Genomic DNA, 22,323 nt, shown 5'->3' with positions numbered 1-22,323 from the left:
GCTAAATCAGCGAATAAAATATTTTTTAGGGTCTTGTCAGAGCTTAACGTCAACGCGCCCCCGCCGAGATACAGCACATTCCATCTAAATGTCATACACTATCATTTTGTCAGCCCTTGTAGGAGCGTGCGATGTTCTGTAGCCTTCCCGAAAAAGAACTTTTCAAATAGATATAACGGGGCGCTGACAAAGCCTTGACTTTTTAAAATCAGGGCTTTGACTGCTTGTCCCTGGGTGATGATTTCCTGAGGGTGAGAACCCAGTAGTTTGTCGATATGTTCGACTAATCCCATTTCATCGCAGGTGCTGGCAATTAGACCGCAGTGGTCAATATCCTGTACTCTAATAGACATCTCGCAAAAAGCCAGTCTTGAACAGGCAGGATGCCTGTTCCACAATAATTATTGGAGATGTCTAATATTAAACGCTTCAATATTTCTCATCTTGATAAAAATACTGGATTTTGCGATCGTACCTGCAGAATGCGGGTGACATCCGTTACACAATCCTTTGCTGAACTTCGATCACACAGTTGCCAAAGGAATAGAACACTGAGTCCGGTTAAAATTGGACTCTTCGGACTCAGAAGGCACAGCCAGAACCTCCAATTTGCCGTTCATCAAACTTAAAAGAGTCTGATTCATCAATAACCTCATTCCAGAAGACACCTTAGAATTATCGCTGCTCTTAGTAGCATCACACTCCAAATCGTGCTTAAGCAAATCCCAAGACTCACTCCAAGCACTCACTGAACGCTGATCGTCAACCCAAATGTGAACGTATCCAGATTCCGGCGAAGAATGGGCCGAAACAGAAATACTCCCCTCCTCCATCTGAGCAACAGCAGTATCTACCAAATTGACTAAAACTTGTCTAAACCTCGGCAAATCAGCCAATACATAAATTCCGGGATCGGGGGGTAATATCTCCAAACGAATGCTGCGATTTGCAGCTTGCAAGTAAGTTAAATCATCTACTTCATCAAAAATCTTAGCTAACTGAATCGGCTCAATATCCATCGTTTCAGTGCCGTGTTCAGTTTTAGCAACAAAGATAATTTCATCTATCAATTTCACCAGCTTGAGTGCGGCGAGGTGAGCTTGCTCGACAAACTCTCGTTCCTCAGCAGGATCGTCGCACAGATCCGACAGAATTAATTGCAGCGTACCAATCATACTGCTCAGGGGCGATCGCAACTCATGAGAAGTTCGAGCCAAAAAACCCGCCTTAAATTGACTCATCTCCGATGCCATCTGATAAGCCAATTGAGTTTGTTTAAGTTGCTCGGAAAGGGCATCAAATTCCTTTAAGTAATTTTCTTGAGGATTTGGTGGCTGGTAGGGCGCAGGTTCTGGCTGTTGCGAGCTTTTTTGCCGCGGGTGCCAAATCAAACTGCTTCCCCAACCCAGTCCCAGTCCCATACCTAAATATATCAAGTCGCTCCAGCCGATCGGCGCCATATTGCTTTGCCTTGGAGTTTAGCTTTTAGCATTCTAACTCGATCGCGCCTTGTCGCAATATTTCCCAATCGCTGCCAGTCCATTTAGCCACAGTCGAAGGCAAACTCGAAGCTGTTGTCGCTGTTGCTAATTCAGAAGGAACTAATGTCAAGACTTCCGGAAACTCAGCCTCAATTTCTGCCACCGACTCCAGAGGCGGCTGACCGGATAAATTGGCACTGGTAGTAGCCAAAGGGCCTGTCTGCTGTAGAATTTTGAGGGCCAGGGGAAAGTTAGGAACTCGTACCCCGATTGTAGTGCGATCGATCGAATTCATCGCCGCCGGGACTTTTGCCGAAGCCGGCAGCACCAAAGTTAACGCCCCCGGCCAATAGGATGCGGCTACTTGCTGCCACAAGTTTAACTCTGCTGGAGACCCCAGGACGTACGGCCACAAAGCCTCCGCCGAGGCTGCCATCAAAATCAGCGGTTTGTCTTGGCTGCGGCGTTTAGCTGCAAAAATCAAGTCAGCTCGATCGGGTCTGACAGCCAAAGCGGGTACAGTATCTGTAGGAAAACTGACAATATAATCTCCTGAAATTGCCCCTTGAACTAGGGCATTTATCAAAACTTGGGTCATCGGATTTTTGATTTGAGATTTGAGAATTGTGGCATATTATTAGACGAGCAATTGCATTAAATCGCTTTCCAATCAGGAAATTATCTGCGTTTATCTGTATTTATCTGCCTTGCATCTGCGGTTGACCTATGAATTCAAGATGTATGCAATAAGTCTATTTTTGAAACCTAAAGACGATAGGCTAAAGCAAAGCGATCGACTCCTGCTAAATCCGAAAATATCTGAACTTTGCCATAACTCCCGTGACTTTCGAGCATATCAGCCACCGCCTCAGCTTGTCCCGCCATCATCTCAACCAACCAAACTCCCCCCGATACTAAATAATCGGGAGCCGTTTCGACCAAATGCCGGATGCACTCTAACCCGTCAAAACCGCCGTCTAAGGCCAGATGAGGTTCGTGCTTCAAAACTTCCGGTTGCAGAGTCAGCACCGTGCTGCTGGGGATGTAAGGGGGGTTAGACACCATGCCGCTGACTTGACCTTTGAGAAATGCTAACGGTTCCCACCACGAACCTTGATAAAATTTAACTCGCGATTCAAAGCCCAAATTCTCAGCATTCAGTCGAGCAACTGCCAAAGCTTCCGAACTGCAATCTACCGCATAAACCGTAGCATTTGGCAAGGCACAAGCTAAGCCGATCGCGATCGCCCCGCTGCCCGTCCCCAAATCCACCCAATGCGATTTTGGATTGACACCATAGCTTTTAACAGCTTCTACAGCCAAATCGATCAGCAATTCGGTTTCAGGGCGCGGAATTAGCACCGCCGGCGTTACTGTAAGCGAAAAATGCCGCCAATGTGCGACTCCCGTTAAATACTGCACCGGCACCCGTTGGTGCAAGCGCCGCTGCCACAATTGAGCAAGTTCAGATAAAGACAACTTTAATTCAATTTTTGGCAAATCTTTAAACGACTCCAAACGCAGAGCCAACCTATCCAAACCAGCCAGCTCTTGCAGCAGCCAGTCGATTTCTGCGAGGGGAATGTCATAATCGATCGCCTCGGTTTTAGCTTGATTCATCCACTGCCAAAGCTCTAAACCAGAAACAAACATAAGACTTTTTAGTAATGGTAATTGTTAATGAGTAATTGGTAATTGCTAATTGCTAAATAGTAGGTTGAGTCGAGAAACCCAACCTACTATTTAATGACTGATAACTGATGACTGATGACTGGTGACTAACTATTAGCGAGCCGGTCGAGGTTGGCTCGGAGCAGGAGCCGGAGAGGCAGGAGCCGGTCGAGTTTGATTCGGAGCAAGCTGTGGATTTTGACCAGCACCGGCAGGTTGGAGCGATCGCACAAATTCCAGCGACTCCCGCGAGGGAATCAAAATCATTTGGGTCAAAAACGGGTCGTTCTCAGTGCGCAAAGCTTCCAAAACGCTCTCCAAGTTGACTACCTCAATCTTAATTGTGGCAGTCACGTTCGGCTGCTGCTGCTTAAAACGCTCGACCATTCCCTGCAATTCCTCCTTGTTAAAAAACAAGGGAATCACCTCTTGCTGACCGCGCTGAATCGTCAAATAACCATTTTCCGCGCCGCCTCTTGCCAAAAACAGAGGTACACCGTTGAACTCGTTAACTTGTTGACCAGTCTGCTGAAGTACAGTTTTAGCCGACTGCACCTGCTGCGGAGCCGGAACAAAAGCAAACTGCACCTCATCCGGCTTGCCTTTATTTGCTTGAGTGATCTGATAAATTTCCCCCAGCGACACCGGCATCACGCGCACCGACGCCGCCAACTGAGGATTTTTGGTTTTGAGTTGATCTACAAAAGCTTGAGCATCTTTCTGGCTGATGAAAATTCCCGCCACGGAAGCATTACCAGTTTGACCCTGACCCTGCTTGGGAACAGAAGCGATGAGGGGCGCACCCTGAGCATCTGTAATCGTAAATACCGGCACCGATCGCAATTTTTCCAAAATTTGCGGCTCCGGCAGTGCCAGTGCAGACATCTTGGCAATTGGGGAGGGGCCTAGCAGAGTGCTGCCGACAATTCCCAATATTGCGCCCAAACGAACTAATGATTTCATGTTTTTTTCACCAGGAGCGATCCTGAAACACATTAACGCAAAGATTGCCGTCTTCACACGACCGGCAAAAAATCCCTCAATTAGTTTTGATTTTGACCAAATCTCAACATCAAAGGCTGGTTGTGCTTCAGTCTATTATTTAACATTGTGCGATCGGGATGACAGGATTTGAACCTGCGACATCCTGCTCCCAAAGCAGGCGCGCTACCAAGCTGCGCTACATCCCGGTGATAGTTAGCTATCTTTTCACCATTAACTCACAAAACCCCTCGCTTGTCAAGCTTTTTTTTATTTTAGCTATCAATGCAGCTACGCCGAAGTTGTCTTCAGGTTGTGCGGTTTGACAATAACAGTCTTGGACGCAAAAACCCGGTGTCTGCACCTAATTTTGTCGTATACGCTCGAACGTGACAACGATCGATCGGGTTTTTTGGTTAGCCTGCGTCCAGGACAGAATAATTGCACTTTGATCACGGCCGTACTGCGGGATACATCCAAACCTAACGAACCGCAGGGCACAGGCCTAGGAGGTGTTGGCAGCGTCAATATTGCATTTCCTAGTTTATAAAACCCGATCGAGCTTAACTTTAGTTACCTCAAGTCAGTTAAAGTTTATTCCCTACCCTGCTGGGTAGTCGGCTATCCCAAAATAAGTAGGTTATTCCCCTTAAGCCAAAGGTTATAGGGTGAAGTTTAGAGCCTAAACCTAAAGTAGTCTATCTAGAAGAACGGATTTTTCTAGATTAAGAAGAGGTAGGTTCAGTCAAATATTTGCCCCTTTAGTTAAGCTCAACCAATCAACGCTGACCCCCACCCGATCGTCTAATCTGGATACCAAAACATACCTTTAATCCCCTCCGGATCGGACATAAAGCCCAAATTTCGGTAAAAATCCACCACCTGAGGGTCAGCAAATAAGGTAATGTTGCTGATATCTTCACTGCGGAGTTTTTTAATGATGTATTTCATCAGCGCCTTGCCCATGCCTTTACCCTGGTAGTCAGGATGAACTACCACATCCCAAAGCGTGGCATTAAAAGCATGGTCTGAAGTCGCTCTGGCGAAACCGACCAGCCGTCGCTGGCTGCCCCGCATCTCCCACATAGAGACGACTAAGAAGCTGTGCACAATAGCTTTTTTGACTTTACGCAGGGGACGGCGGGACCAGCCCACTGCATTACAAAGTTCTTCGAGTTCGTAGAGGTCAATGTCCCGATCGCAACTGAAAAAGATGCGAGCGTTGCCGCTGGCGGGTTTGCGAAACGTTGGGGAAAGCGGATCGCCTAACCCAACAGCCACATCTTCCTCAAATTCCGCTGTTTGGGGTACAGAGGCAGACTCAGAACTACTAAATAAGTTTTTCCAAAAACCCATGCAGGCGCGGTTAAGGTAGTAAAAGTTGGACGACGTGAAAGAGAACCCGACACATAAAACCACTCCGATCGGCGTGGGATGAATAGCGGGTAGCATCTTGAGGAACAGTTTACGGTACACTCATCTTACGCCGAAAACAGGGATTTGTCGTCCAACATTCAATCTGCGCTTTTTTAATTCTCGTCAAGTTTGGTAGGAGTGTTCTGCTACCCCGTGCCCGGACAACCCGCTTTTAAGGTAAAATTTGTTGCCGAACCAGGACGGAGGCATTTTGGGAATTGCTTCTTTTAAGTGCCGCCGATCGCGCCGGAACTTACACCCTTGGTGCGAAATACCGCTGGAATGGCGCAACGGTGACATTCTCGAGATCGGTACGCAGACAGATTTGACTTTTGCTTTTAGTGAGGAGACGGGCACAATTTAAGTCGAATCGTCAAATCAAAAATCCCATTGCCATAAGGCATGGGAGAGTCAATACCTAGTATATCTCCCGCACCTTCTCCTCAATTATGGCTTCGGGTTTAAAACCATCTACACTAGAACTTCTCAAGCGCTTTAATCGAGCGTTTCCGCAGTTTTACGAGCAATTTGTCAGCAGCGAAATCCAACTGCAAAACCTCAAATTAGCTTACCAACTTTACAAAACTCGGCAAGCAGTTATCGAAATCAGAGCCGAAGGTAACAAAAGTGCCCTGCATTTTGCTTACCGGAACCAGTCTTTTCTACTGAGCGATATTTTTGGAGTGCTGGCGGCTTACGGACTGACAATTCACAGTCTGAGTCTGTACGGTCAAATTTACCCGCCCATGCTGGTATTTATCAAATTGGTAGTATCTCGCGGTGGCAAGGTACTGGCAGATAAAACAGCAGAAAACGTCTGTAGGGCGGTTCGAGAGGCCTTGGCCGGGCATTTTGAGGTTGAAGAGATGTTGGCGGTGGAATTTAATTTAGACGCGGGTTTGGAGGATGTGGCAACTGAATTCTACGTCGATCCGGTTTTCCACTTGCCAGCTTTGCTGATTGAAGCAGATAATCAGCCTGGACTTTTTTACAAAGTTATGTATGCCATCTGGCAAGAGGATTTGTTGGTGGTAAATGCTAATTTGCTGGTTTGGCGGGGGCGAACTCGCCTGATTCTCTACTTGTTGGGGCCCAATGAAAGTTTAATTCCCGAGTATCTGGGGCAGAAAATCGCTGAGGGGGTGCGACAAAGATTGCTGGGCGAGAGATTTTAGGGATAGCAGTTACGCTGGTGAAACTGGGTTTTTGGTCAAACCTCAGTCCTGACAAAGGTGAACCAAGCCGATCGCCCGCTAGCGGAGCCCTCGAAGAGGATCGAACTGCTGATACCCGTGTGTTGATTTCGGGATAGGATAAAATTATGGCAACCATCGACATCCTAGGGGTTCGGCACGCTTGCGATTTGACGGCTCCGACTGCAACTTCCCCGGTTCTGGTATTTGTCCACGGCTGGCTGTTAAGCCGCCGCTACTGGCAACCTTTGACCGATCGCTTGGCACCCAACTATCAGTGCCTGACTTACGATTTGCGCGGGTTTGGCGATTCTCAATCTGACGGCGGCGATCGCCCAGGTTCCGAACCGCTAAATTCCTGCTACACTCCCGCAGCTTACGCTCGCGATTTGGAAATTTTACTCGAAAAACTCGATATATCTTGTGCTTGGCTGGTGGGACACTCTCTAGGCGGTACGATCGCTCTTTGGGGAGCCAGCCAACTCTCCGATCGCGTTAAAGGTGTCATCTGCATCAATGCAGGCGGTGGCATCTATCTTAAGGAAGAATTCGAGCGGTTTCGAGCCGTCGGCAAGCAGCTAGTGAAAATGCGTCCCCGCTGGCTGTCTCGCTTGCCGTTAGCAGATTTTGTGTTTGCCCGCGATGCTGTGGCCCGCTCGATCGGCCCCTCCTGGGGACGGCAGCGTTTAAGAGATTTCGTGGCGGCTCATCCAGAGGCAGCTTTGGGGGCTTTATTAGACTCCACCACAGAAGCGGAGATTCACCTCTTGCCACAAATTGTGTCCCGACTCAAGCAGCCTGTTTATTTTATTGCCGGCACTAAAGACAAAATTATGGAACCAAAATACGTGCTGCATTTGGCTAGCTTTCACTGGATGTTCCAAGGTTGCGGCGAGAATGTCCTCGAGATTCCCGATTGCGGCCATTTGGCAATGGTAGAACAGCCGGATGCAGTGGCTAGTTACCTGCAAAATATTCTTCACGAACACACTTAAAGGGAATTGGGCAAAGCGAAGCCGAGGCATGGGGTATTTTGCCCAACTCCGGTTCGGGGAAGCGAAGCTCCCCAATAGAAATTTATAGCAGAAGATCTATGTGAAGAAACAATTGACCCCATCAAGAAAGTGCAATCAAGAACCTCCTAACCGTCAGGACGCTTGCTATACAAGTTAAAAGTTAAAACCTTCTTCCCTGTGCCTTCTTCGGTGTTCCTTCTTCCTTCACCTAAATCTGTTATGTTAAATAAATAACTCTGCCCGATCGCCCTAGAGGACAGAGGTTTTCATTTAATAGTGGCTTTCAACTCTCAATTCTAATTCTGCTTAAATATCTGTGCGCGTTAACCTCACCGATCGGCAACAACACATCCTTTGGGCAACGGTTCGCCACTACATAGCTACAGCCGAACCCGTTGGCTCAAAAGCTTTGGCTGACGAATTCAACCTCAGCGTCAGCCCCGCTACAATTCGCAATGCGATGGGGACTCTTGAAAAAGCTGGATTGCTCTATCAGCCCCACACTTCGGCCGGACGAGTCCCCTCTGACTCCGGCTACCGGATTTATGTAGACCAGTTGATTCAGCCGTCTGATACGCTGGCGCGCAAGGTGGAACAGGTACTAGACCAGCTCAATTGGTCGGACGGTCGCATGGACGCGGCTCTCCGCGGCGCTGCTCAAATCCTGGCCACTATCAGCGGTTACATAGCCATGATCACCATACCGCAAACCAATATGGCTTGCTTGCGCCACTTGCAACTGGTGCAGCTAGAGCCGGGAAAGGTGATGCTGATCGTGGTGACGGATGCCTACGAAACTCAGTCGGTTTTGGTGCAGTTGCCGAGGGACTCAGAAGGTAACACGCCTGATGCCGAAATCGTCGATCGACAATTGCAGATTTTGTCGAATTTTTTGAACAGCAAGTTGCGGGGACGATCGCTCTTGGAACTCTCGGCTGTAGACTGGAGCGAGTTAGACCGGGACTTTGAAGTCTACGCTGAGTGGATGGGAACCATGCTGGCTGCTTTGAGCAGCCGCCAAAAGAATCCAACCTACACGCGGATTCTGATCGGCGGTTTGGCAGAGGCGCTGCGCTTGCCTGAGTTTTCGCAGTTGCAGCAAGTTCAAACCCTGGTGCAACTGCTCGAACAAGAACAGGAACTGCTTTGGCCTTTGATTTTTGAATCGCCTGAGTTGGACACCCCCGGGAAGCGGGTAACGGTGCGTATTGGTTCGGAAAATTCTTTAGAACCAATTCGCGGCTGTACTCTGATTTCTGCGACTTACCGCCGGGGATCGGTGCCGGTGGGTAGTGTAGGGGTTTTGGGGCCGACGCGGATGGTTTATGAAAATGCGATCGCGGTGGTGGAAGCTGCGGCTGATTATTTGTCAGAAGCTATTGGCGGAAATCGAGTTAGTTTTCCTGATGGGGATCGAGGGCGATCGGATAATCCCTTGTTAGATGCACCCTAATTTGATAGCCCCAAGCTTAACTGGCTTGGGGTTTTATTGTCTGTCCCGGCCGCACTGGCAACATGAAGAAACCGGGTTTCTTGGCAAAAAAGCTACGCTTTCACGCTCTTCCTGAGGCAACAAACTAAGGTGATGACACCTTGTGCGTCCGGGACTACTTGTGTTGGAGAATCATACCGATGCTGTTGGAAACGAACTGGCAACTTAGGCACAAATACTAAAGAAAGAGGCTCTTGATATCCCGGGCGATGGCGCTTCACAAGAGATTTTAGTCAAAAACCCGGTTGCTGCCTCCAAAAGCGCCTCGGAAACTGGCAGGAGTTGCCGACGGACTTTCCGGCGATGGGGGTTTGAGATAGCGCTGGCGAGCGATCGCGCCTTCACAGAAAGTGGTCGCACCGTGCCAGTCGAGTGACAGGTTTAGAAGCCCAACCGAGGGGTTTTGGTGCAAACTGGGTGGGGTTCGCCGGCTCTAGGGAGCACGACTGCAAAAAAGGAATTGAGGATGGGGGAGCGACGATCTCGGGGTTCCTGAAGCCAGCAGAATGTCAAAATATTAAGACATTTTAGAGAGTTCGTCAAAAACATGTAAAAAAGATTAGTGTGGATATGAAAGCGATATTTCTTTTGGGGATAAGCCGGGTTAGACAATTGCAAATAACTTGGAGTAAATTTGGCTTGATTGCCACTTCATAAAAAAGTTAAGCGCTGAGTTAAGATCGAAACGAAATTTAGGGAATTTTCTTTTAGCATTCAATGAAATCGACTGATAAAACTAAGAATACCTTTGCGATAACAACGCCCCTGTATTATGTAAACGATTTACCTCACGTTGGCAGTGCTTACACGACTATGGCTGCGGATGCCCTAGCCCGATTTGAGCGGCTGCGGGGCAAATCTGTTTTGCTGGTTACGGGGACGGACGAACACGGGCAGAAAATTCAGCGGACAGCCGAGAGTTTGGGACGATCGCCCCAAGCTCACTGCGATTCAGTGGTTCCGGCGTTTGAGGCGCTTTGGAAGCAACTCTCTATCCATTACGATCGCTTCATCCGCACAACTTCGCGGCGCCACGAGTACATTGTCAAAGAATTTTTCCAGCGGGTCTGGAACTCCGGCGACATCTACTTGAACCAGCAACAAGGCTGGTACTGCGTCTCCTGTGAAGAATTCAAGGATGAACGGGAATTGTTGCCGGGAAATCGGTGTTCCATCCATACCAGCAAAGAAGTTGAGTGGCGCGACGAAGAAAACTACTTTTTCCGCCTGTCGCGGTATCAAGACCAACTGCTGACCTTGTACGCAGAACGTCCCGGCTTCATCGCGCCGGAAAGTCGGCGCAACGAACTGCTCAGCTTTGTCAACTCTGGACTGCAAGACTTTTCGATTTCGAGAGTGAATCTGGCATGGGGTCTGCCGGTGCCGGTTGACCCCAGTCACAGCATTTACGTCTGGTTTGACGCTTTGCTGGGATACGTCACAGCTTTGCTAGATCCGGACAGCGACCCGACGTTGGAGAATGCTTTATCTAAATGGTGGCCCATTGACCTGCACTTGATCGGCAAAGATATTCTCCGCTTCCACGCAGTTTACTGGCCGGCAATGCTGTTGTCTGCGGGTCTGCCGCTGCCGGGCCGCGTTTTCGCTCACGGGTTTTTGACCAAAGACGGCAAAAAAATGGGAAAAACGGAGGGCAATACTTTAAACCCAGTCGAATTGGTCAACAAATACGGCGCTGACGCAGTGCGTTACTATTTCCTTAAAGAAATTGAGTTCGGAGAGGACGGCGATTTTAACGAAACTCGGTTTATCAATATATTGAATGCTGAGCTAGCAAATGATTTGGGAAATTTGCTTAATCGTACCCTAAACATGGCTCGCAAATATTGCGGTGGCTGCGTGCCAAATGTGTTGGGAGAAAACTTGGATGGCGACAACCTTCTTAAGGGTATGAGCCTGAATTTGGGCGATCGAGTAGCGGGTTTTTACGAAGAGTTAGCTTTTAGCAAGGCTTGCGAAGCCGTGCTGGCATTAGTTCGAGCCGGGAACAAGTTTATTGACGTGCAAGCACCTTGGAGTTTGTACAAGCAGGGACAGATAGAAAGTGTTGAACAAGTGCTATATTCTGTTCTGGAATCTGTTAGACTAGCATCTTACCTTTTATCGCCGATTATTCCCAATATCAGCAACGCTATCTATCAACAGCTAGGTTTTTCAATTGACTTTAACGATCGGGTTACAGTTAACAGTTTAGCGCATTTTGAAGCTCATGCTGCCTGGGGCGCTTTGCCGGCAAACCAAACTCTGGGGGAACCCCTACCTGTTTTTAAGCGGCTCGAACTCCTGGAAACAGTACCTTCATAGTTGGCAGCCAGCGCTCTGGATGCTATGACCGACTACGACGAATTAGCAGTTATTTCCTTACCAATCTTTCATAAAAATTGAGGCATAACAATCATGTTGAATAGAATAGAAAGCAACGACCTTTTTACGCCGGAACAGGTTCTCGAAAACCGGGGTCGAGTGGCAATTTTTATTGACGGTTCTAACCTTTTTTACGCGGCTTTGCAGTTAGGGATTGAGATAGATTACACTAAGCTGCTGTGCCGTTTAACTGCGGGTTCGCGGCTGCTGCGCTCTTTTTTCTACACTGGTGTCGATCGCACTAACGAGAAACAGCAAGGGTTTTTGCTGTGGATGCGCCGCAACGGCTACCGGGTGATTTCTAAGGATTTGGTACAGTTGCCGGACGGTTCTAAGAAGGCGAATTTAGATGTAGAAATCGCTGTGGATATGATGGCTTTAGTGGGGTCTTACGATACGGCGGTTCTGGTCAGCGGTGACGGCGATTTGGCTTATGCTGTAGACGCTGTGAGCTATCGCGGCGTGCGGGTTGAGGTGGTGAGTTTGCGATCGATGACGAGCGACAGTTTGATTAATGTAGCCGATCGCTATATCGATTTGGAAATGATTAAGGACGACATCCAAAAAACATCGCGCCCTAATTATGCTTACCGCCCTTTGTCGGGTCTGAGCTTGATGGAGGAACACGACGACAGATAGGGATTTGGTAATGGGTAATGGGTAGTAGGTAATGGGTGATTGTTAATGGGTTGAATCATTGAAAATTAGAAGTTAAAAATTTAGACAAAGCATGACACATTTTTAATTTTTGATTAAGTGTTTTTCAATACCGAATTATCTATTACCAATTTCGCATTTCCCATTCCCAATTACCAATTGCCAATGATTAACCTCAAATCCCAAATTCCCAATCTCAAATCCCCAAAATTGGTGCTGCTATTTTTACCAGCACTGATTTTGGGGATTGGTGCTTGTGCGGTGCCGCAAGAAACTCAAAAGAACAAATTAGCTGAGGATCTCAAAACTGCTCAACAGTCAAACAGCACTTTAACTTTGAACAAAGTAACTCTAGAACAAGCAAACGAAAAGGGCGAGACGTTCTGGAAAGTAAACTCGCAAAATGCCGTTTACAGTAAAGACCAAAAAATAGTTAACGTTCAGAAACCTGTGGGCAAATTGTTTCAAGACGGCAAAGAAATTTACGACATTCAGGGAGAAACGGGCCAGGTATTTCAGGAAGGAAATCAAGTTTTTCTCAAAGGTAATATAGTCGCTAAAGACCTGAAAAATGGAGTCGTATTGCGCGGAAATGAGTTAGAGTGGCGGCCGAAGGAAGATGTTTTAGTTGTCCGCAACAATTTGACGGGAGAGAACAAACAGGTGACGGCTTCAGCGAAGGAAGCGCGAGTTTTCAGTAGGGCTAAGAGGATGGAGTTATTCGGTTCTGTGGTGGCAAATGTTAAAGATCCGGTTTTGCAATTGCGAACCGAGCACTTAGTGTGGTTTGTGGAGCAACAAAAGGTAAACAGCGACAAACCGACTCAAATTGATAGATACAAAGATAAAATAGTAACAGACAGCGGTTTTGCCGACAAAGTAGATGTAGACTTAAAAACTAAGATTGCGACGCTGACGCAAAACGCTCAGTTAATGCCATCAGACCCGCCGCTGCAAATAGAAAGCAGTTTGATGAGTTGGAATTTTCCGGCGCAATCTGTGATATCGCCCGGGCCTGTGAAGGTTTTTCACCGCGTAGAAAAGGTGACGATGACTGGGGATACGGGGCGCGGAGATTTAGAGAAAAAAATCTTTTATTTGACGGGAAATGTGGTAGGAATTGGGGAAAAACGTCAAGCTCAATTAAATACAGATCGAGTAACTTGGTATTTAACTAACCAGACTTTCGACGCGGAAGGAAATGTGGTTTACAAGCAACTAAATCCGGTGTTTAATTTGACTGGACCGAGGGCTGCGGGAGAGTTGAAAAATCAAACTGTGACTGTCAAAGGTGACGGTGGCGGGGGCCAAGTGGTTACGGAATTTGTGCCGGACGAGTATAAGGGAAATTTGGGACAGTAGATGGGATTGCAACCGCAGATGTCGGCAGATGAGCGCTGATGAACGCAGATATAATTAAGATTGGATTGAGTAAGGAGCTGTTGGGATGACGACAACTTTAGAAAAGTTAGAAGGGCTCGATGAACCTATCTTAATTGACGATCTCAGTTGGAGAGAGTTTAAGGTGGTTGAACAACTTCTCTCACGCCCGGGGGTGAGACTGTCGTTTTTAGATGGGGTGTTGGAGATTAGACGTATGCCGGGAGAAAAACATGAAACCGTTAAAGAACGAATTGGTTCTCTACTGGATCTTTATCTGCTTCAAATGGGAATAGATTATCAGCCTACTGGCTCGATGACGCTGGAAAGTCCATCGGGATTGGTGAAGCGAGAAGCTGATAAATCTTATAGATTGGGATCTAACCGAGAATTTCCCGATTTGGCGGTGGAAGTGGTGGTGACTAGCGGTGGTATTGACAAGTTGGAAGCTTACAAACGCCTGGAAATTCCTGAAGTTTGGTTTTGGGAAAATGGCGCACTTCGTATGTATTCGTTGGGGGCTGATGGATATGCAGAGGTCGATCGCTCTTTTGTTTTGCCAGATTTAGATATTGTACTATTGGCGCGGTGTATCAATATTGAAAATCACCTTCAGGCAATGCGCGAATTTAGACAAGCGATTCAAAGTTCTTAGAGGCTTGTTTTGAAAAACGACAAATCACAATTAGAAGCTGTTTAACGCCACACTCGCCTCAAATTCAGCACAAATCCGGGCAGTACGTCTTCGCCAGACAACTCGGCTGGATTGATTAATATTTCTACTTCTGTCTGCTGTCGGTAAATCTCCACCTGCAGGTTTTGCGGGTCAATTAACCAGCCCAATCTTGCGCCGTTGTCGGTGTATTCCCGCATCTTAGTTTGAAGGGTGGAGAGACTGTCGGATGCCGATCGCAATTCTACTACAAAGTCTGGACACAGCGGAACAAAGCCTTTTCGCTGTTTTGGAGTTAGTGCCTCCCAGCGAGTTCGACTCACCCAGGAAGCGTCGGGAGAACGGCGAGCACCGTTAGGGAGGATGAATCCGGTAGAAGAGTCAAAACCTTCTCCTAAATCTTCGTGTGCTTCGCACCAGTTGCCGAGTTGCGCGCTGATGCTGAGATTGCGATTGCCTGATTCTCCTCCTGTGGGTGGATTCACGATTAATTCTCCTTGTGCGGTTCTTTCTAATCTCAAGTCTGGATTTGCCAATGCTAGAGCCTCGAATTGCTCGCCGGTGACGGTTAGGGCGATCGAATTTGGCAATTCTATAGATATGGTTTCTGGTTGAGTAATTGTTTGTACCATAGCAATCTCTCCGTAAATTTAACCCCAAACTCGCCTTAAATTCAACACAAATCCTGGCAATACATCTTCGCCGGATAACTGGGTTGGATTAATTAATATTTCTACTTCTGCTTGTTGTCGGTAAATCTCTACGCGCCGATTTTGCGGGTCAATTAACCAGCCCAATCTCGCACCATTGTCAATATATTCTCGCATCTTTGTTTGGAGGGGCGAGAGACTGTCAGAGGCCGATTCCCTACGGGATAGCTTCGCTTCACGCAATTCTACTACAAAGTCGGGACAAAGTGGAACAAAGCCTTTGCGTTCTTGTGCCGTTAGTGCTTCCCAACGAGTTCGATTTATCCAAGAAGCGTCCGGTGAACGGCGAGCACCGTTAGGGAGGATGAATCCGGTAGAAGAATCAAATCCTTTTCCTAAATCCTCATTTACTTCGCACCAGCGATCGAGTTGTCCGCTGATGCTGAGATTCCGATTGCCTGATTCTCCTCCTGTGGGTGGATTCACTATTAATTCTCCTTGTGCGGTTCTCTCTAATCTCAAGTCGGGATTTGCCAATGCTAGGGCCTCGAATTGTTCTGGGGTGACAAAGAGACCGATCGCATTTGGCAATTCTATAGAGATTGTTTCTGGTTCAGTAAATATTTGTACCATATTCAATTCCAGTTTTTTTTAGATTGAACTCGGCAACAAGAAAAGAGTTAAAGGACTCGCGCGCGGGGTAGGGGCGGGTTTACGATATTGTGTGTTTTAGGCAATTATTATCGGTGAACCCGCCCCTACAAATTTTTGACAATCGTGCAATAAGTTTGATGCTTTCTACAACTGTCCGAAACCTTTTTTTGGCTTATCTTTTTTCTTTTTCTTCTTCTGCTGAGCACCCATATAGCCGCGGGAACCGGGCTGCATTCCGGGCCCGCCCATTCCCGGCATTCCCGGCATTCCCGGCAATCCTCCCATTCCTGTAAAGTTGCCTTGACTCATTTGCTGCATCATTGTACGCATTTTCTGGAAATCGCTGACCAGCTTAGTTACGTCGTTTTCAGCGTAGCCTGCGCCTTTGCCGATGCGGCGGCGGCGGGATGGAGAACTTGCTAAAAGTTCGGGGTTGCGGCGTTCTTCAACTGTCATCGAATTGATCATGGCTTCGGTGCGTTTTAGCTGCACTTCTCCCTGCCGCATTTGTTCTTCTGAGAGTTTGTTCATCCCCGGAATCATTTTCATGATGCCGCCGAGGGAACCCATGTTTTTTAACAGTCTGGTTTGTTTGAGAAAATCGGTAAAGTCAAACTTTGCCGTGAGCATTTTCTGTTGCATTTTCTCGGCGTCGGCGATGTCGAATTCTTCTTGCGCTTTTTCTACTAGCGTCAAGACATCGCCCATGCCGAGTATTCTCGATGCCATGCGATCGGGATAAAATGGTTGCAATGCTTCCACTTTTTCCCCGACGCCGACAAATTTAATCGGCGCGCCGGATATTTGCCGCACGGATAAGGCTGCACCGCCGCGGCTGTCGCCGTCTAATTTGGTTAAGATTGCGCCGGTAATGCCGATTTGTTCGTGAAAGGTGCGGGTTAAATTTGCTGCTTCTTGGCCCGTCATGGCATCAACAACTAACAGCGTTTCGTGGGGTTGTACTGTTTGTTTGATGCGGCCCAATTCTGCCATCATGTCTTGGTCGATTTGCAGGCGGCCTGCTGTATCGACGATGATGGTATCAATGCCAATTTGTTTGCCGTGTTCGATGCCTTGGCGGGCAATTTCTACGGGGTCAATGTCTTTGCCTAATTCAAATACTGGTACGTCGATTTGTTTGCCGAGGGTCAGCAATTGGTCGATCGCGGCTGGTCGATAAATGTCGGTTGCGACTAGCAGTGCGGTACGATTTTGCTTGCGGAGGTGCAGCGCTAGTTTGGCGGTAGCTGTGGTTTTCCCGGTTCCTTGCAGACCGGCCATGAGCACGACTGTCGGCCCGGAGTCGGCGGTGGCCAGGGGTACGTTAGTTTCCCCCATGACGCGCACGAGTTCGTCGTGGACTATTTTAATGAATTGTTGGTCGGGACGGACGCCTGAAACGACTTCTGCGCCTTGTGCTTTTGCCGCTACCTCTGAGATGAAGTTTTTGACGACTTGGAGGTTGACATCGGCTTCCAGGAGGGCGCGGCGGACTTCTTTGAGGGCGTCTTGGATGTTGGACTCGGAGATTTTATTTTGTCCGCGCAGTTTTTTCCAGGTGGATTCGAGTCGATCGGCAAGGGCTTCAAACATAGGGCATTGTTGGCTAGTCAGTCTTTTTAATTTTAAGGCTAAATGCGGATGTTTGGATTAATGTTTTGCTAATTTTTGAATAATCCTTTCAGGGCGGGCTAGAAGCAACGGTCCACAAGAAAATTCATATATTGTGGAACAGGCATCTTGCTTGCTATTAAAACTGCTGCCCCAAAATTCATATATTGTGAAACAGACATCTTGCCTGTTCTTAAAACTGCTGCCCTAAAATTCATCTATTGTGGAACAGGCATCTTGCCTGTTCTTAAAACTGCTATAAGATGTGAGTTTTTATGTATTCTGCGATCGCTGGTTGGACTGTGAAGAGGGTGCGATCGCCCTTTTGGACTTTTTCAATTAATGACCTCCGTCTCAAGGATTCGACGGATTTCAGGAATTCTGAAGGAGATAATTCCAGCAGGGCTGGCTTTTTGGATATTTCGACTGCTTTGATTTGATTTGCCAACCAGGACATTACTTGTTTTTCGGTGTCTGACAAGCGCTGAAAATGTTGGTGCAATAAATATTCTAAGTCTCCTAAAACTAGGCTATCATACGATAAAAATTCCGAAATATTGCCGCTAAATAAGTCTTGAATTGCAGCGGCTACTATATTTAACCACAAGGGATTGCCTCGGTAAAGGTCTATCAAGTATGACCATTTTTCTGATTCTGCTAAGCCTTTTTCTGTGAATATTTCTCGCGCTGCTTCGCCTAAACCATTGAGTTGCAATGTTTGACAATTTTTCTGATGGCTTTCTAATGCTGCAATTTCTCTGGGTTTTTCCCAACTGAGCAAAATTAGGCAACTGTTGTGGCATGATTCTATGATTTGTTTGAAGAATGCGCCATAGTTTTCATAGCCTGGTTTGTAGTTTCCTGCTAGTTGTCCGCTGCTAAAGATGGTTTGCACATCATCGAGGACGATCAGACAGCGGTGCGATCGTAAATATTGTAGGGGCAATCCCCCCGTGGTTGCCCTTTCTTCGGGGGCGGGCACGGAGGGGGCGGGCACGGGGGCACCGCCCCTACAGAATTGAATTATGTCGGTTTGGAGTGATGCCAGCGGTGGCGTGTTGTGGAGGCTTCGCCAGATGATGCAATCGAATTCCTGTTGAATTTGTGGGATTAGTTGGAGTGTCAGGGCGGTTTTGCCAATACCGGATAAGCCTAGGATGGTGATGAGACGGGTGCGGTCTAAAATCCAGTTTTCTAGGGTGGAAAGTTCGGATGTGCGATCGAAAAATGTCGAGATTTCTGGTGCGTCGCCTAAGTCGATGCGGGGCTGTTTTGCTGTTGGTTGGGGGTTTTGGGGTGAAGTGGGCGATCGCACTTTTTCACGACAAACGTTAAGGTTTTTATTAACTGTTACATTCTCACCTGTTATATTTTCAACAATAGTTGATTGATAATTATAAACTATACCCTTCTCTAATACAGTCCTAAAATTTGCTTTAGTAATATTTTTTCCTAATTGTTTAGAAAGTATTTTCCAAAGTTGTGATCCGACATTTCTGACATGACTTGGACTTGAGTAAACTTCTTGAGCAATTTGCGTGTAAGTTGTGTCTTGTAAGGTTCCCCGCAGGATAGCTTCTTGCACGTAATCTAAATGCTTTCCCGTCTTAGCAAAAATTAGCTCATCTGCCAGTGTCAAAACTTCGGCAATATCCATAGATTAGGGAGAAGCTGGAGTTTACGCCATTCATTATACCTGACATTTCGTACAATTGTGACATTTTTGATGTTGTCATCTATCTAAAGTTAGGACTTTTCCTACACAGCTCATCCTTTATATTAATTGATTAAGGTATTAGCAGGATATTTATATGAAGCGAGTGCGGTGGCTCAGCGGTTTGTTCTCGGCTGGGGTGTTGTCTTTTAGTTTAGCGACAGTTGGCGCACAAGTGGCACAGGCCCAGCGCGAAATTTATATACTCGACCTGAACTGTATTAAGAGATGGGGGTATCTTTATTATACCGAAAGTACAGATGTTTCCATAGCCCGACAAATATACACCAGCATTTTGAAAACAGTACCTTTAGGTATCACATGCCGACTGCCTGGGGGGCCCGCCTCTCTCCGAATAGAGTATGGAGTTAGGGATCAGGATAGCGCCCCCCCTGCGAAAATAGATGTTTATGTGGATGGAAATCAAGTAGCTTCCCAGGTAGGGAAAGCTGGGCAGATAAATACAATGCTGGTCGATGTTAGTAATGGTAAAAGCCTAGCTATTGATATCAATTGTTCGAGAGCAACAAATTGTCGAGATGGATGGTACTACTTTTTCTGGTTCCACATTATACCAGGTGCTAGCTCTCCAGGGAGAAGATAAATTTATGAGCATCAGCCGCCGTCAATTTAATCGGATCGTCATCTGGGGTGGCGCTTCTTTTGCTGCTTCCGCAACATCCGGCATCTTTTTCCCCAAACCTGCCGAAGCTTATTCCCTGGAATTTCCGATTAGTTCCTTATCAGCCGATCGCGTTTTTAACGGTATTCAAAAATATTGTGGAGCACAGCCCATCCCCGGTGTTCTATCACCAATCTTACAAGGCAATACTAATGTTAGCACTAAAATAGAACCAGCGGCAGCCAATGCTATTCGCACCGCCGACAAAGAATTTGTCAACCGCAATTTTACTAGCAAAAGAACCGAATTAGCCGAGACAGGCAGCGGTTCTAATTTTGCATCAGATACCAGTCGGCTGTGGGGGCGGCAAAGACAGGATCGAGTCGGCCCAAATGTTGGCTTTGGCTTCGTACAAAAGTGGGAAGATCAGTATAGCGATGCCAAAATTTCCGGGCCGACAATGTGCGCTATTCATAACGCTCAACAAGTCTTAGCCGATCAAAGACTTACACCTCCAGAAATCGCGGCTTCTGTATTGCCAACGCGATCGCGATTGGATGATTTGAGTTCTTGGGGAGGAGATGCGGATGCGTCTGCTGGGAGGAATCCCGGTGCTGTTTTTGCTCAATACAATACAGCCGGGGGTACGGTGACATCTCGCTACGATTTAGTTGAACCGGGGCCGAAAGGTTTTGGGCGTGTTGAGTTTACTATTGAAGCGGAAGATCAGCCTCGGCGGGTGATTTTGGTAACGGTGAGGTTTTAGGGAGAAATCAGCATTACGAAAATCCTGTAGGGGCGGGTTCGCCAAGATTTCTAATTCACATCCAAGGTATTTATAAACCCGCCCCCACCCACGAATAGGGCCGGGGCGGGTTTATTTGGCCTGTTTGTTTCTGTCAAATATTGTTGGTGAACCCGCCCCTACCTTATGGATGGGGCGGGGTGGGTTTATTTTACGTGTTTGTTTGTGTCAAATATTGTTGGTAAACCCGCCCCTACAGGATTAATTGCAATATTATAGTCTATTATATCATCAAGGTTACTACCTTTGCAGTTGACCAATCAAATCTAATGCTTTTTGAGCATCATCGTTCATTCCTTGAGCCCTAAATAAACGGGCAGCTTGCTGCAAATCTGCGATCGCCCCTTTTGTATCTCTCATTCTCGCTAAAGTAATGCCTCGGTTAGCATAAGCCTTAGCATAATTGGAATTGAGCTGAATCGCTTGAGTGTAATCAGCTAAGGCAGAGCGATCGTTATTAATACGAAACAGCGCTAATCCTCTGTTAAAATAAGTGTTAGCGCGACCGGGATTAATTTGCAGCGCTTGATTGAAATCGTCGATCGCCCCTTTTTGATCGCCCAAGTCCGAAAGCGCCAATCCTCGGTTGTTGTAAGCTGCTGCAAAGTTTCTATCCAAGCGGATGACTTGAGTATAATCTGCGATCGCCCCCGGTTTATCTCCCAATGCTGATAAAACCAGCCCCCGATTGTAGTAAGCGTCAACATAACCGGCATTGAGGGCGATCGCCTTGCTATAATCAGCGATACTCTGGGGCAGTTGTCTCAAATCGAAATAAGCGAGGGCTCGATAGAAATAAGCTTCAGAATAATCTGATTGAGTTTGAATTGCTTGGTTAAAATCGGCAATAGCCCCTGACAAATCTCCCTTGTCAAACCGACTTAAACCTCGAACATAATAAGTCTTAGCATCTTGCGGATTGTTCAGTTTCAGAGGTGCAGTAGCAGTTGGAGAGGTATTTATCAAAAGAGCCGATCGATTTAAGCCCGCCTCCGATAATTTAGCTAGAAAAGTGTTAATAGGAATTGCTGAATTAAACCCTGTTTTATTATAGCCTAAACCCGTGACACTTTTTCGGCTGTCGGTATCTAAGACATAATCGTAATCGCGATCGCCTTCTCCGTGAATCCCAACAACACGCCCTTCAGCATCAAATACAGGCCCGCCACTCATCCCCCCTTTCGTAACAGTATTGTAGCGCAAATTATACCCTTGGGGATGACTTGAAATCCGGCTGGTAACAAAACCTGGTACAAACTCAAAATTGCGCTCTTTTTGGTAGTTTCTGCTATCTGGAATACCTGGATAACCAAACACAAAGATTTCTGTTCCAACTGTCGCTTGTTCGGAATCGCCTAAAGTTACAACAGGATAAGATTCCGTACTCTTAAATGTTACGACTGCTAAATCGGGAGCATTCTGGCCTTTCTGTAATAATACACTACGGGTTACTGGATAGTCTTTTCCCCTATAACTGCGAATCGTATAGGTAGCTTTGGTATCATCTACAACATGGTTAGCTGTCAGGACAGTGTAGGTTGTACCTTGTTTAGCAATAATAAATCCTGTACCTAGACCAGTTGTTCCATTAATTTGAACGGTGACAGATTCAGCGAATTTGGCAATTTCTTGGGGAGTTTTTGCGAAAACGGGTGCTGATGCAAAAACAACTATTCCTGCTACCGTTACTGTTCCGGCTAGGATGCTGGTGAGGGAATCCAAGCGCGAATAATCCCTATTCATAGGTGATTGCTGAAGAGTAAGATTTTTTATACTCCGAATAGTATAGATTAAAATAAAATTTATGAAAACCAGAAACCCTGGATGTTTGCAGATAATTTCGCTTTTTATGACATTTCGTACATTTCGTATATTTCCACCATTGCCGGCATTACTCTGCCATATTTTATTTGTATATCTTC

Annotated in this window: 20 protein-coding genes, 1 tRNA gene and 1 pseudogene; 9 read left to right on the top strand and 13 right to left on the bottom strand. The window is 46.9% G+C overall.

Translation table 11 applies throughout. The features are described 5' to 3' along the window. Positions 1–131: 131 nt before the first annotated feature. From QUA99_RS04165 to QUA99_RS04135, 7 genes and pseudogenes are all read right to left on the bottom strand, one after another. A pseudogene (locus tag QUA99_RS04165) lies at positions 132–353 on the bottom strand (DUF4277 domain-containing protein); the annotation flags it as partial. 171 nt (positions 354–524) lie between these two features. Continuing rightward, the gene (locus tag QUA99_RS04160; RefSeq protein WP_333234881.1) at positions 525–1,460 is read right to left on the bottom strand and encodes a HAMP domain-containing sensor histidine kinase; all 936 of its coding nucleotides are present in this window, start codon (positions 1,458–1,460) and stop codon (positions 525–527) included. A 25-nt stretch (positions 1,461–1,485) separates the two neighbouring features. Continuing rightward, on the bottom strand, positions 1,486–2,079 hold the full coding sequence (locus QUA99_RS04155) for an L-threonylcarbamoyladenylate synthase (RefSeq protein WP_333234880.1): 594 nt from the start codon (positions 2,077–2,079) through the stop codon (positions 1,486–1,488). A 167-nt stretch (positions 2,080–2,246) separates the two neighbouring features. After that, entirely contained in the window at positions 2,247–3,134 is an 888-nt protein-coding gene (prmC, locus tag QUA99_RS04150) for a peptide chain release factor N(5)-glutamine methyltransferase (protein WP_333234879.1), read from the bottom strand. 132 nt (positions 3,135–3,266) lie between these two features. Next, complete coding sequence (locus QUA99_RS04145) at positions 3,267–4,115, bottom strand: Tic22 family protein (protein ID WP_333234878.1); 849 nt, start codon at positions 4,113–4,115, stop codon at positions 3,267–3,269. A gap of 153 nt (positions 4,116–4,268) precedes the next feature. Continuing rightward, positions 4,269–4,342, bottom strand: a tRNA-Pro gene (locus QUA99_RS04140). A gap of 595 nt (positions 4,343–4,937) precedes the next feature. Further along, positions 4,938–5,489 (bottom strand): GNAT family N-acetyltransferase, encoded by a 552-nt coding sequence (locus tag QUA99_RS04135; RefSeq protein ID WP_333234890.1) that lies wholly within the window; start codon positions 5,487–5,489, stop codon positions 4,938–4,940. Positions 5,490–5,736: 247 nt separating this feature from the next. Here QUA99_RS04135 and QUA99_RS04130 point away from each other — a divergent pair, with 247 nt between their 5' ends. From QUA99_RS04130 to hrcA, 4 genes are all read left to right on the top strand, one after another. After that, positions 5,737–5,913: a hypothetical protein gene (locus QUA99_RS04130; protein ID WP_333234877.1), complete on the top strand. Its 177-nt coding sequence runs from the start codon at positions 5,737–5,739 to the stop codon at positions 5,911–5,913. A gap of 85 nt (positions 5,914–5,998) precedes the next feature. Beyond that, a complete protein-coding gene (locus QUA99_RS04125) occupies positions 5,999–6,724 on the top strand; it encodes a hypothetical protein (RefSeq protein ID WP_006631881.1) in 726 nt (241 codons plus the stop codon). A 146-nt stretch (positions 6,725–6,870) separates the two neighbouring features. Next, the gene (locus tag QUA99_RS04120) at positions 6,871–7,737 is read left to right on the top strand and encodes an alpha/beta hydrolase (protein ID WP_333234876.1); all 867 of its coding nucleotides are present in this window, start codon (positions 6,871–6,873) and stop codon (positions 7,735–7,737) included. Between the two features lie 331 nt (positions 7,738–8,068). Continuing rightward, positions 8,069–9,211, top strand: a complete 1,143-nt coding sequence (gene hrcA / locus QUA99_RS04115; RefSeq protein WP_445250977.1) for a heat-inducible transcriptional repressor HrcA — start codon at positions 8,069–8,071, stop codon at positions 9,209–9,211. A gap of 268 nt (positions 9,212–9,479) precedes the next feature. Here hrcA and QUA99_RS04110 read toward each other — a convergent pair whose 3' ends face one another. Then, a complete protein-coding gene (locus tag QUA99_RS04110) occupies positions 9,480–9,662 on the bottom strand; it encodes a hypothetical protein (protein ID WP_333234874.1) in 183 nt (60 codons plus the stop codon). Positions 9,663–9,967: 305 nt separating this feature from the next. On the opposite strand from QUA99_RS04110, the gene metG reads away from it, so the two are divergent. The 4 genes from metG (at position 9,968) to QUA99_RS04090 (ending at position 14,327) form a co-directional block, all read left to right on the top strand. Beyond that, on the top strand, positions 9,968–11,575 hold the full coding sequence (gene metG / locus QUA99_RS04105) for a methionine--tRNA ligase (RefSeq protein ID WP_333234873.1): 1,608 nt from the start codon (positions 9,968–9,970) through the stop codon (positions 11,573–11,575). Between the two features lie 93 nt (positions 11,576–11,668). Next, complete coding sequence (locus tag QUA99_RS04100; RefSeq protein WP_006631885.1) at positions 11,669–12,274, top strand: LabA-like NYN domain-containing protein; 606 nt, start codon at positions 11,669–11,671, stop codon at positions 12,272–12,274. Positions 12,275–12,457: 183 nt separating this feature from the next. Next, complete coding sequence (gene lptC, locus QUA99_RS04095) at positions 12,458–13,654, top strand: LPS export ABC transporter periplasmic protein LptC (RefSeq protein WP_333234872.1); 1,197 nt, start codon at positions 12,458–12,460, stop codon at positions 13,652–13,654. 85 nt (positions 13,655–13,739) lie between these two features. Next, entirely contained in the window at positions 13,740–14,327 is a 588-nt protein-coding gene (locus QUA99_RS04090) for a Uma2 family endonuclease (RefSeq protein WP_333234871.1), read from the top strand. 41 nt (positions 14,328–14,368) lie between these two features. On the opposite strand, the gene QUA99_RS04085 is transcribed toward QUA99_RS04090, so the two are convergent. The 4 genes from QUA99_RS04085 to QUA99_RS04070 all read right to left on the bottom strand — a co-directional run bounded on the left by QUA99_RS04085 (position 14,369) and on the right by QUA99_RS04070 (position 18,917). Further along, positions 14,369–14,977 (bottom strand): Uma2 family endonuclease, encoded by a 609-nt coding sequence (locus QUA99_RS04085; protein ID WP_333234870.1) that lies wholly within the window; start codon positions 14,975–14,977, stop codon positions 14,369–14,371. Positions 14,978–14,995: 18 nt separating this feature from the next. Continuing rightward, positions 14,996–15,628: a Uma2 family endonuclease gene (locus tag QUA99_RS04080; RefSeq protein WP_333234869.1), complete on the bottom strand. Its 633-nt coding sequence runs from the start codon at positions 15,626–15,628 to the stop codon at positions 14,996–14,998. 165 nt (positions 15,629–15,793) lie between these two features. Continuing rightward, positions 15,794–17,242, bottom strand: a complete 1,449-nt coding sequence (gene ffh / locus QUA99_RS04075) for a signal recognition particle protein (protein ID WP_333234868.1) — start codon at positions 17,240–17,242, stop codon at positions 15,794–15,796. A 274-nt stretch (positions 17,243–17,516) separates the two neighbouring features. Then, entirely contained in the window at positions 17,517–18,917 is a 1,401-nt protein-coding gene (locus tag QUA99_RS04070) for an NB-ARC domain-containing protein (protein WP_333234867.1), read from the bottom strand. 560 nt (positions 18,918–19,477) lie between these two features. Here QUA99_RS04070 and QUA99_RS04065 point away from each other — a divergent pair. Beyond that, a complete protein-coding gene (locus tag QUA99_RS04065) occupies positions 19,478–20,362 on the top strand; it encodes a Tat pathway signal protein (protein ID WP_333234866.1) in 885 nt (294 codons plus the stop codon). Between the two features lie 279 nt (positions 20,363–20,641). Here QUA99_RS04065 and QUA99_RS04060 read toward each other — a convergent pair whose 3' ends face one another. Beyond that, positions 20,642–22,144, bottom strand: coding sequence for a tetratricopeptide repeat-containing serine protease family protein (locus tag QUA99_RS04060; protein WP_333234865.1), 1,503 nt, complete (start codon positions 22,142–22,144; stop codon positions 20,642–20,644). Between the last annotated feature and the right edge of the window lie 179 nt (positions 22,145–22,323).

It is taken from the genome of Microcoleus sp. F10-B2, assembly GCF_036704965.1.
Lineage (GTDB): Bacteria > Cyanobacteriota > Cyanobacteriia > Cyanobacteriales > Microcoleaceae > Microcoleus.
Note: the sequence above shows the minus strand (reverse complement) of the source record. Positions and strands in the feature narration are given on the sequence as shown.

What these genes read in the sequence shown, in the direction of transcription:
- QUA99_RS04080 (WP_333234869.1), bottom strand. Translation starts at nt 15,628, where the DNA reads ATGGTACAAATATTTACTGAACCAGAAACAATCTCTATAGAATTGCCA.
- QUA99_RS04085 (WP_333234870.1), bottom strand. Translation starts at nt 14,977, where the DNA reads ATGGTACAAACAATTACTCAACCAGAAACCATATCTATAGAATTGCCA.
- QUA99_RS04120 (WP_333234876.1), top strand. Translation starts at nt 6,871, where the DNA reads ATGGCAACCATCGACATCCTAGGGGTTCGGCACGCTTGCGATTTGACG.
- metG (WP_333234873.1), top strand. Translation starts at nt 9,968, where the DNA reads ATGAAATCGACTGATAAAACTAAGAATACCTTTGCGATAACAACGCCC.
- QUA99_RS04060 (WP_333234865.1), bottom strand. Translation starts at nt 22,144, where the DNA reads ATGAATAGGGATTATTCGCGCTTGGATTCCCTCACCAGCATCCTAGCC.
- QUA99_RS04125 (WP_006631881.1), top strand. Translation starts at nt 5,999, where the DNA reads ATGGCTTCGGGTTTAAAACCATCTACACTAGAACTTCTCAAGCGCTTT.
- QUA99_RS04160 (WP_333234881.1), bottom strand. Translation starts at nt 1,460, where the DNA reads ATGGCGCCGATCGGCTGGAGCGACTTGATATATTTAGGTATGGGACTG.
- lptC (WP_333234872.1), top strand. Translation starts at nt 12,458, where the DNA reads ATGATTAACCTCAAATCCCAAATTCCCAATCTCAAATCCCCAAAATTG.
- QUA99_RS04145 (WP_333234878.1), bottom strand. Translation starts at nt 4,115, where the DNA reads ATGAAATCATTAGTTCGTTTGGGCGCAATATTGGGAATTGTCGGCAGC.
- QUA99_RS04100 (WP_006631885.1), top strand. Translation starts at nt 11,669, where the DNA reads ATGTTGAATAGAATAGAAAGCAACGACCTTTTTACGCCGGAACAGGTT.
- ffh (WP_333234868.1), bottom strand. Translation starts at nt 17,242, where the DNA reads ATGTTTGAAGCCCTTGCCGATCGACTCGAATCCACCTGGAAAAAACTG.
- QUA99_RS04090 (WP_333234871.1), top strand. Translation starts at nt 13,740, where the DNA reads ATGACGACAACTTTAGAAAAGTTAGAAGGGCTCGATGAACCTATCTTA.
- QUA99_RS04135 (WP_333234890.1), bottom strand. Translation starts at nt 5,489, where the DNA reads ATGGGTTTTTGGAAAAACTTATTTAGTAGTTCTGAGTCTGCCTCTGTA.
- QUA99_RS04070 (WP_333234867.1), bottom strand. Translation starts at nt 18,917, where the DNA reads ATGGATATTGCCGAAGTTTTGACACTGGCAGATGAGCTAATTTTTGCT.
- prmC (WP_333234879.1), bottom strand. Translation starts at nt 3,134, where the DNA reads ATGTTTGTTTCTGGTTTAGAGCTTTGGCAGTGGATGAATCAAGCTAAA.
- QUA99_RS04155 (WP_333234880.1), bottom strand. Translation starts at nt 2,079, where the DNA reads ATGACCCAAGTTTTGATAAATGCCCTAGTTCAAGGGGCAATTTCAGGA.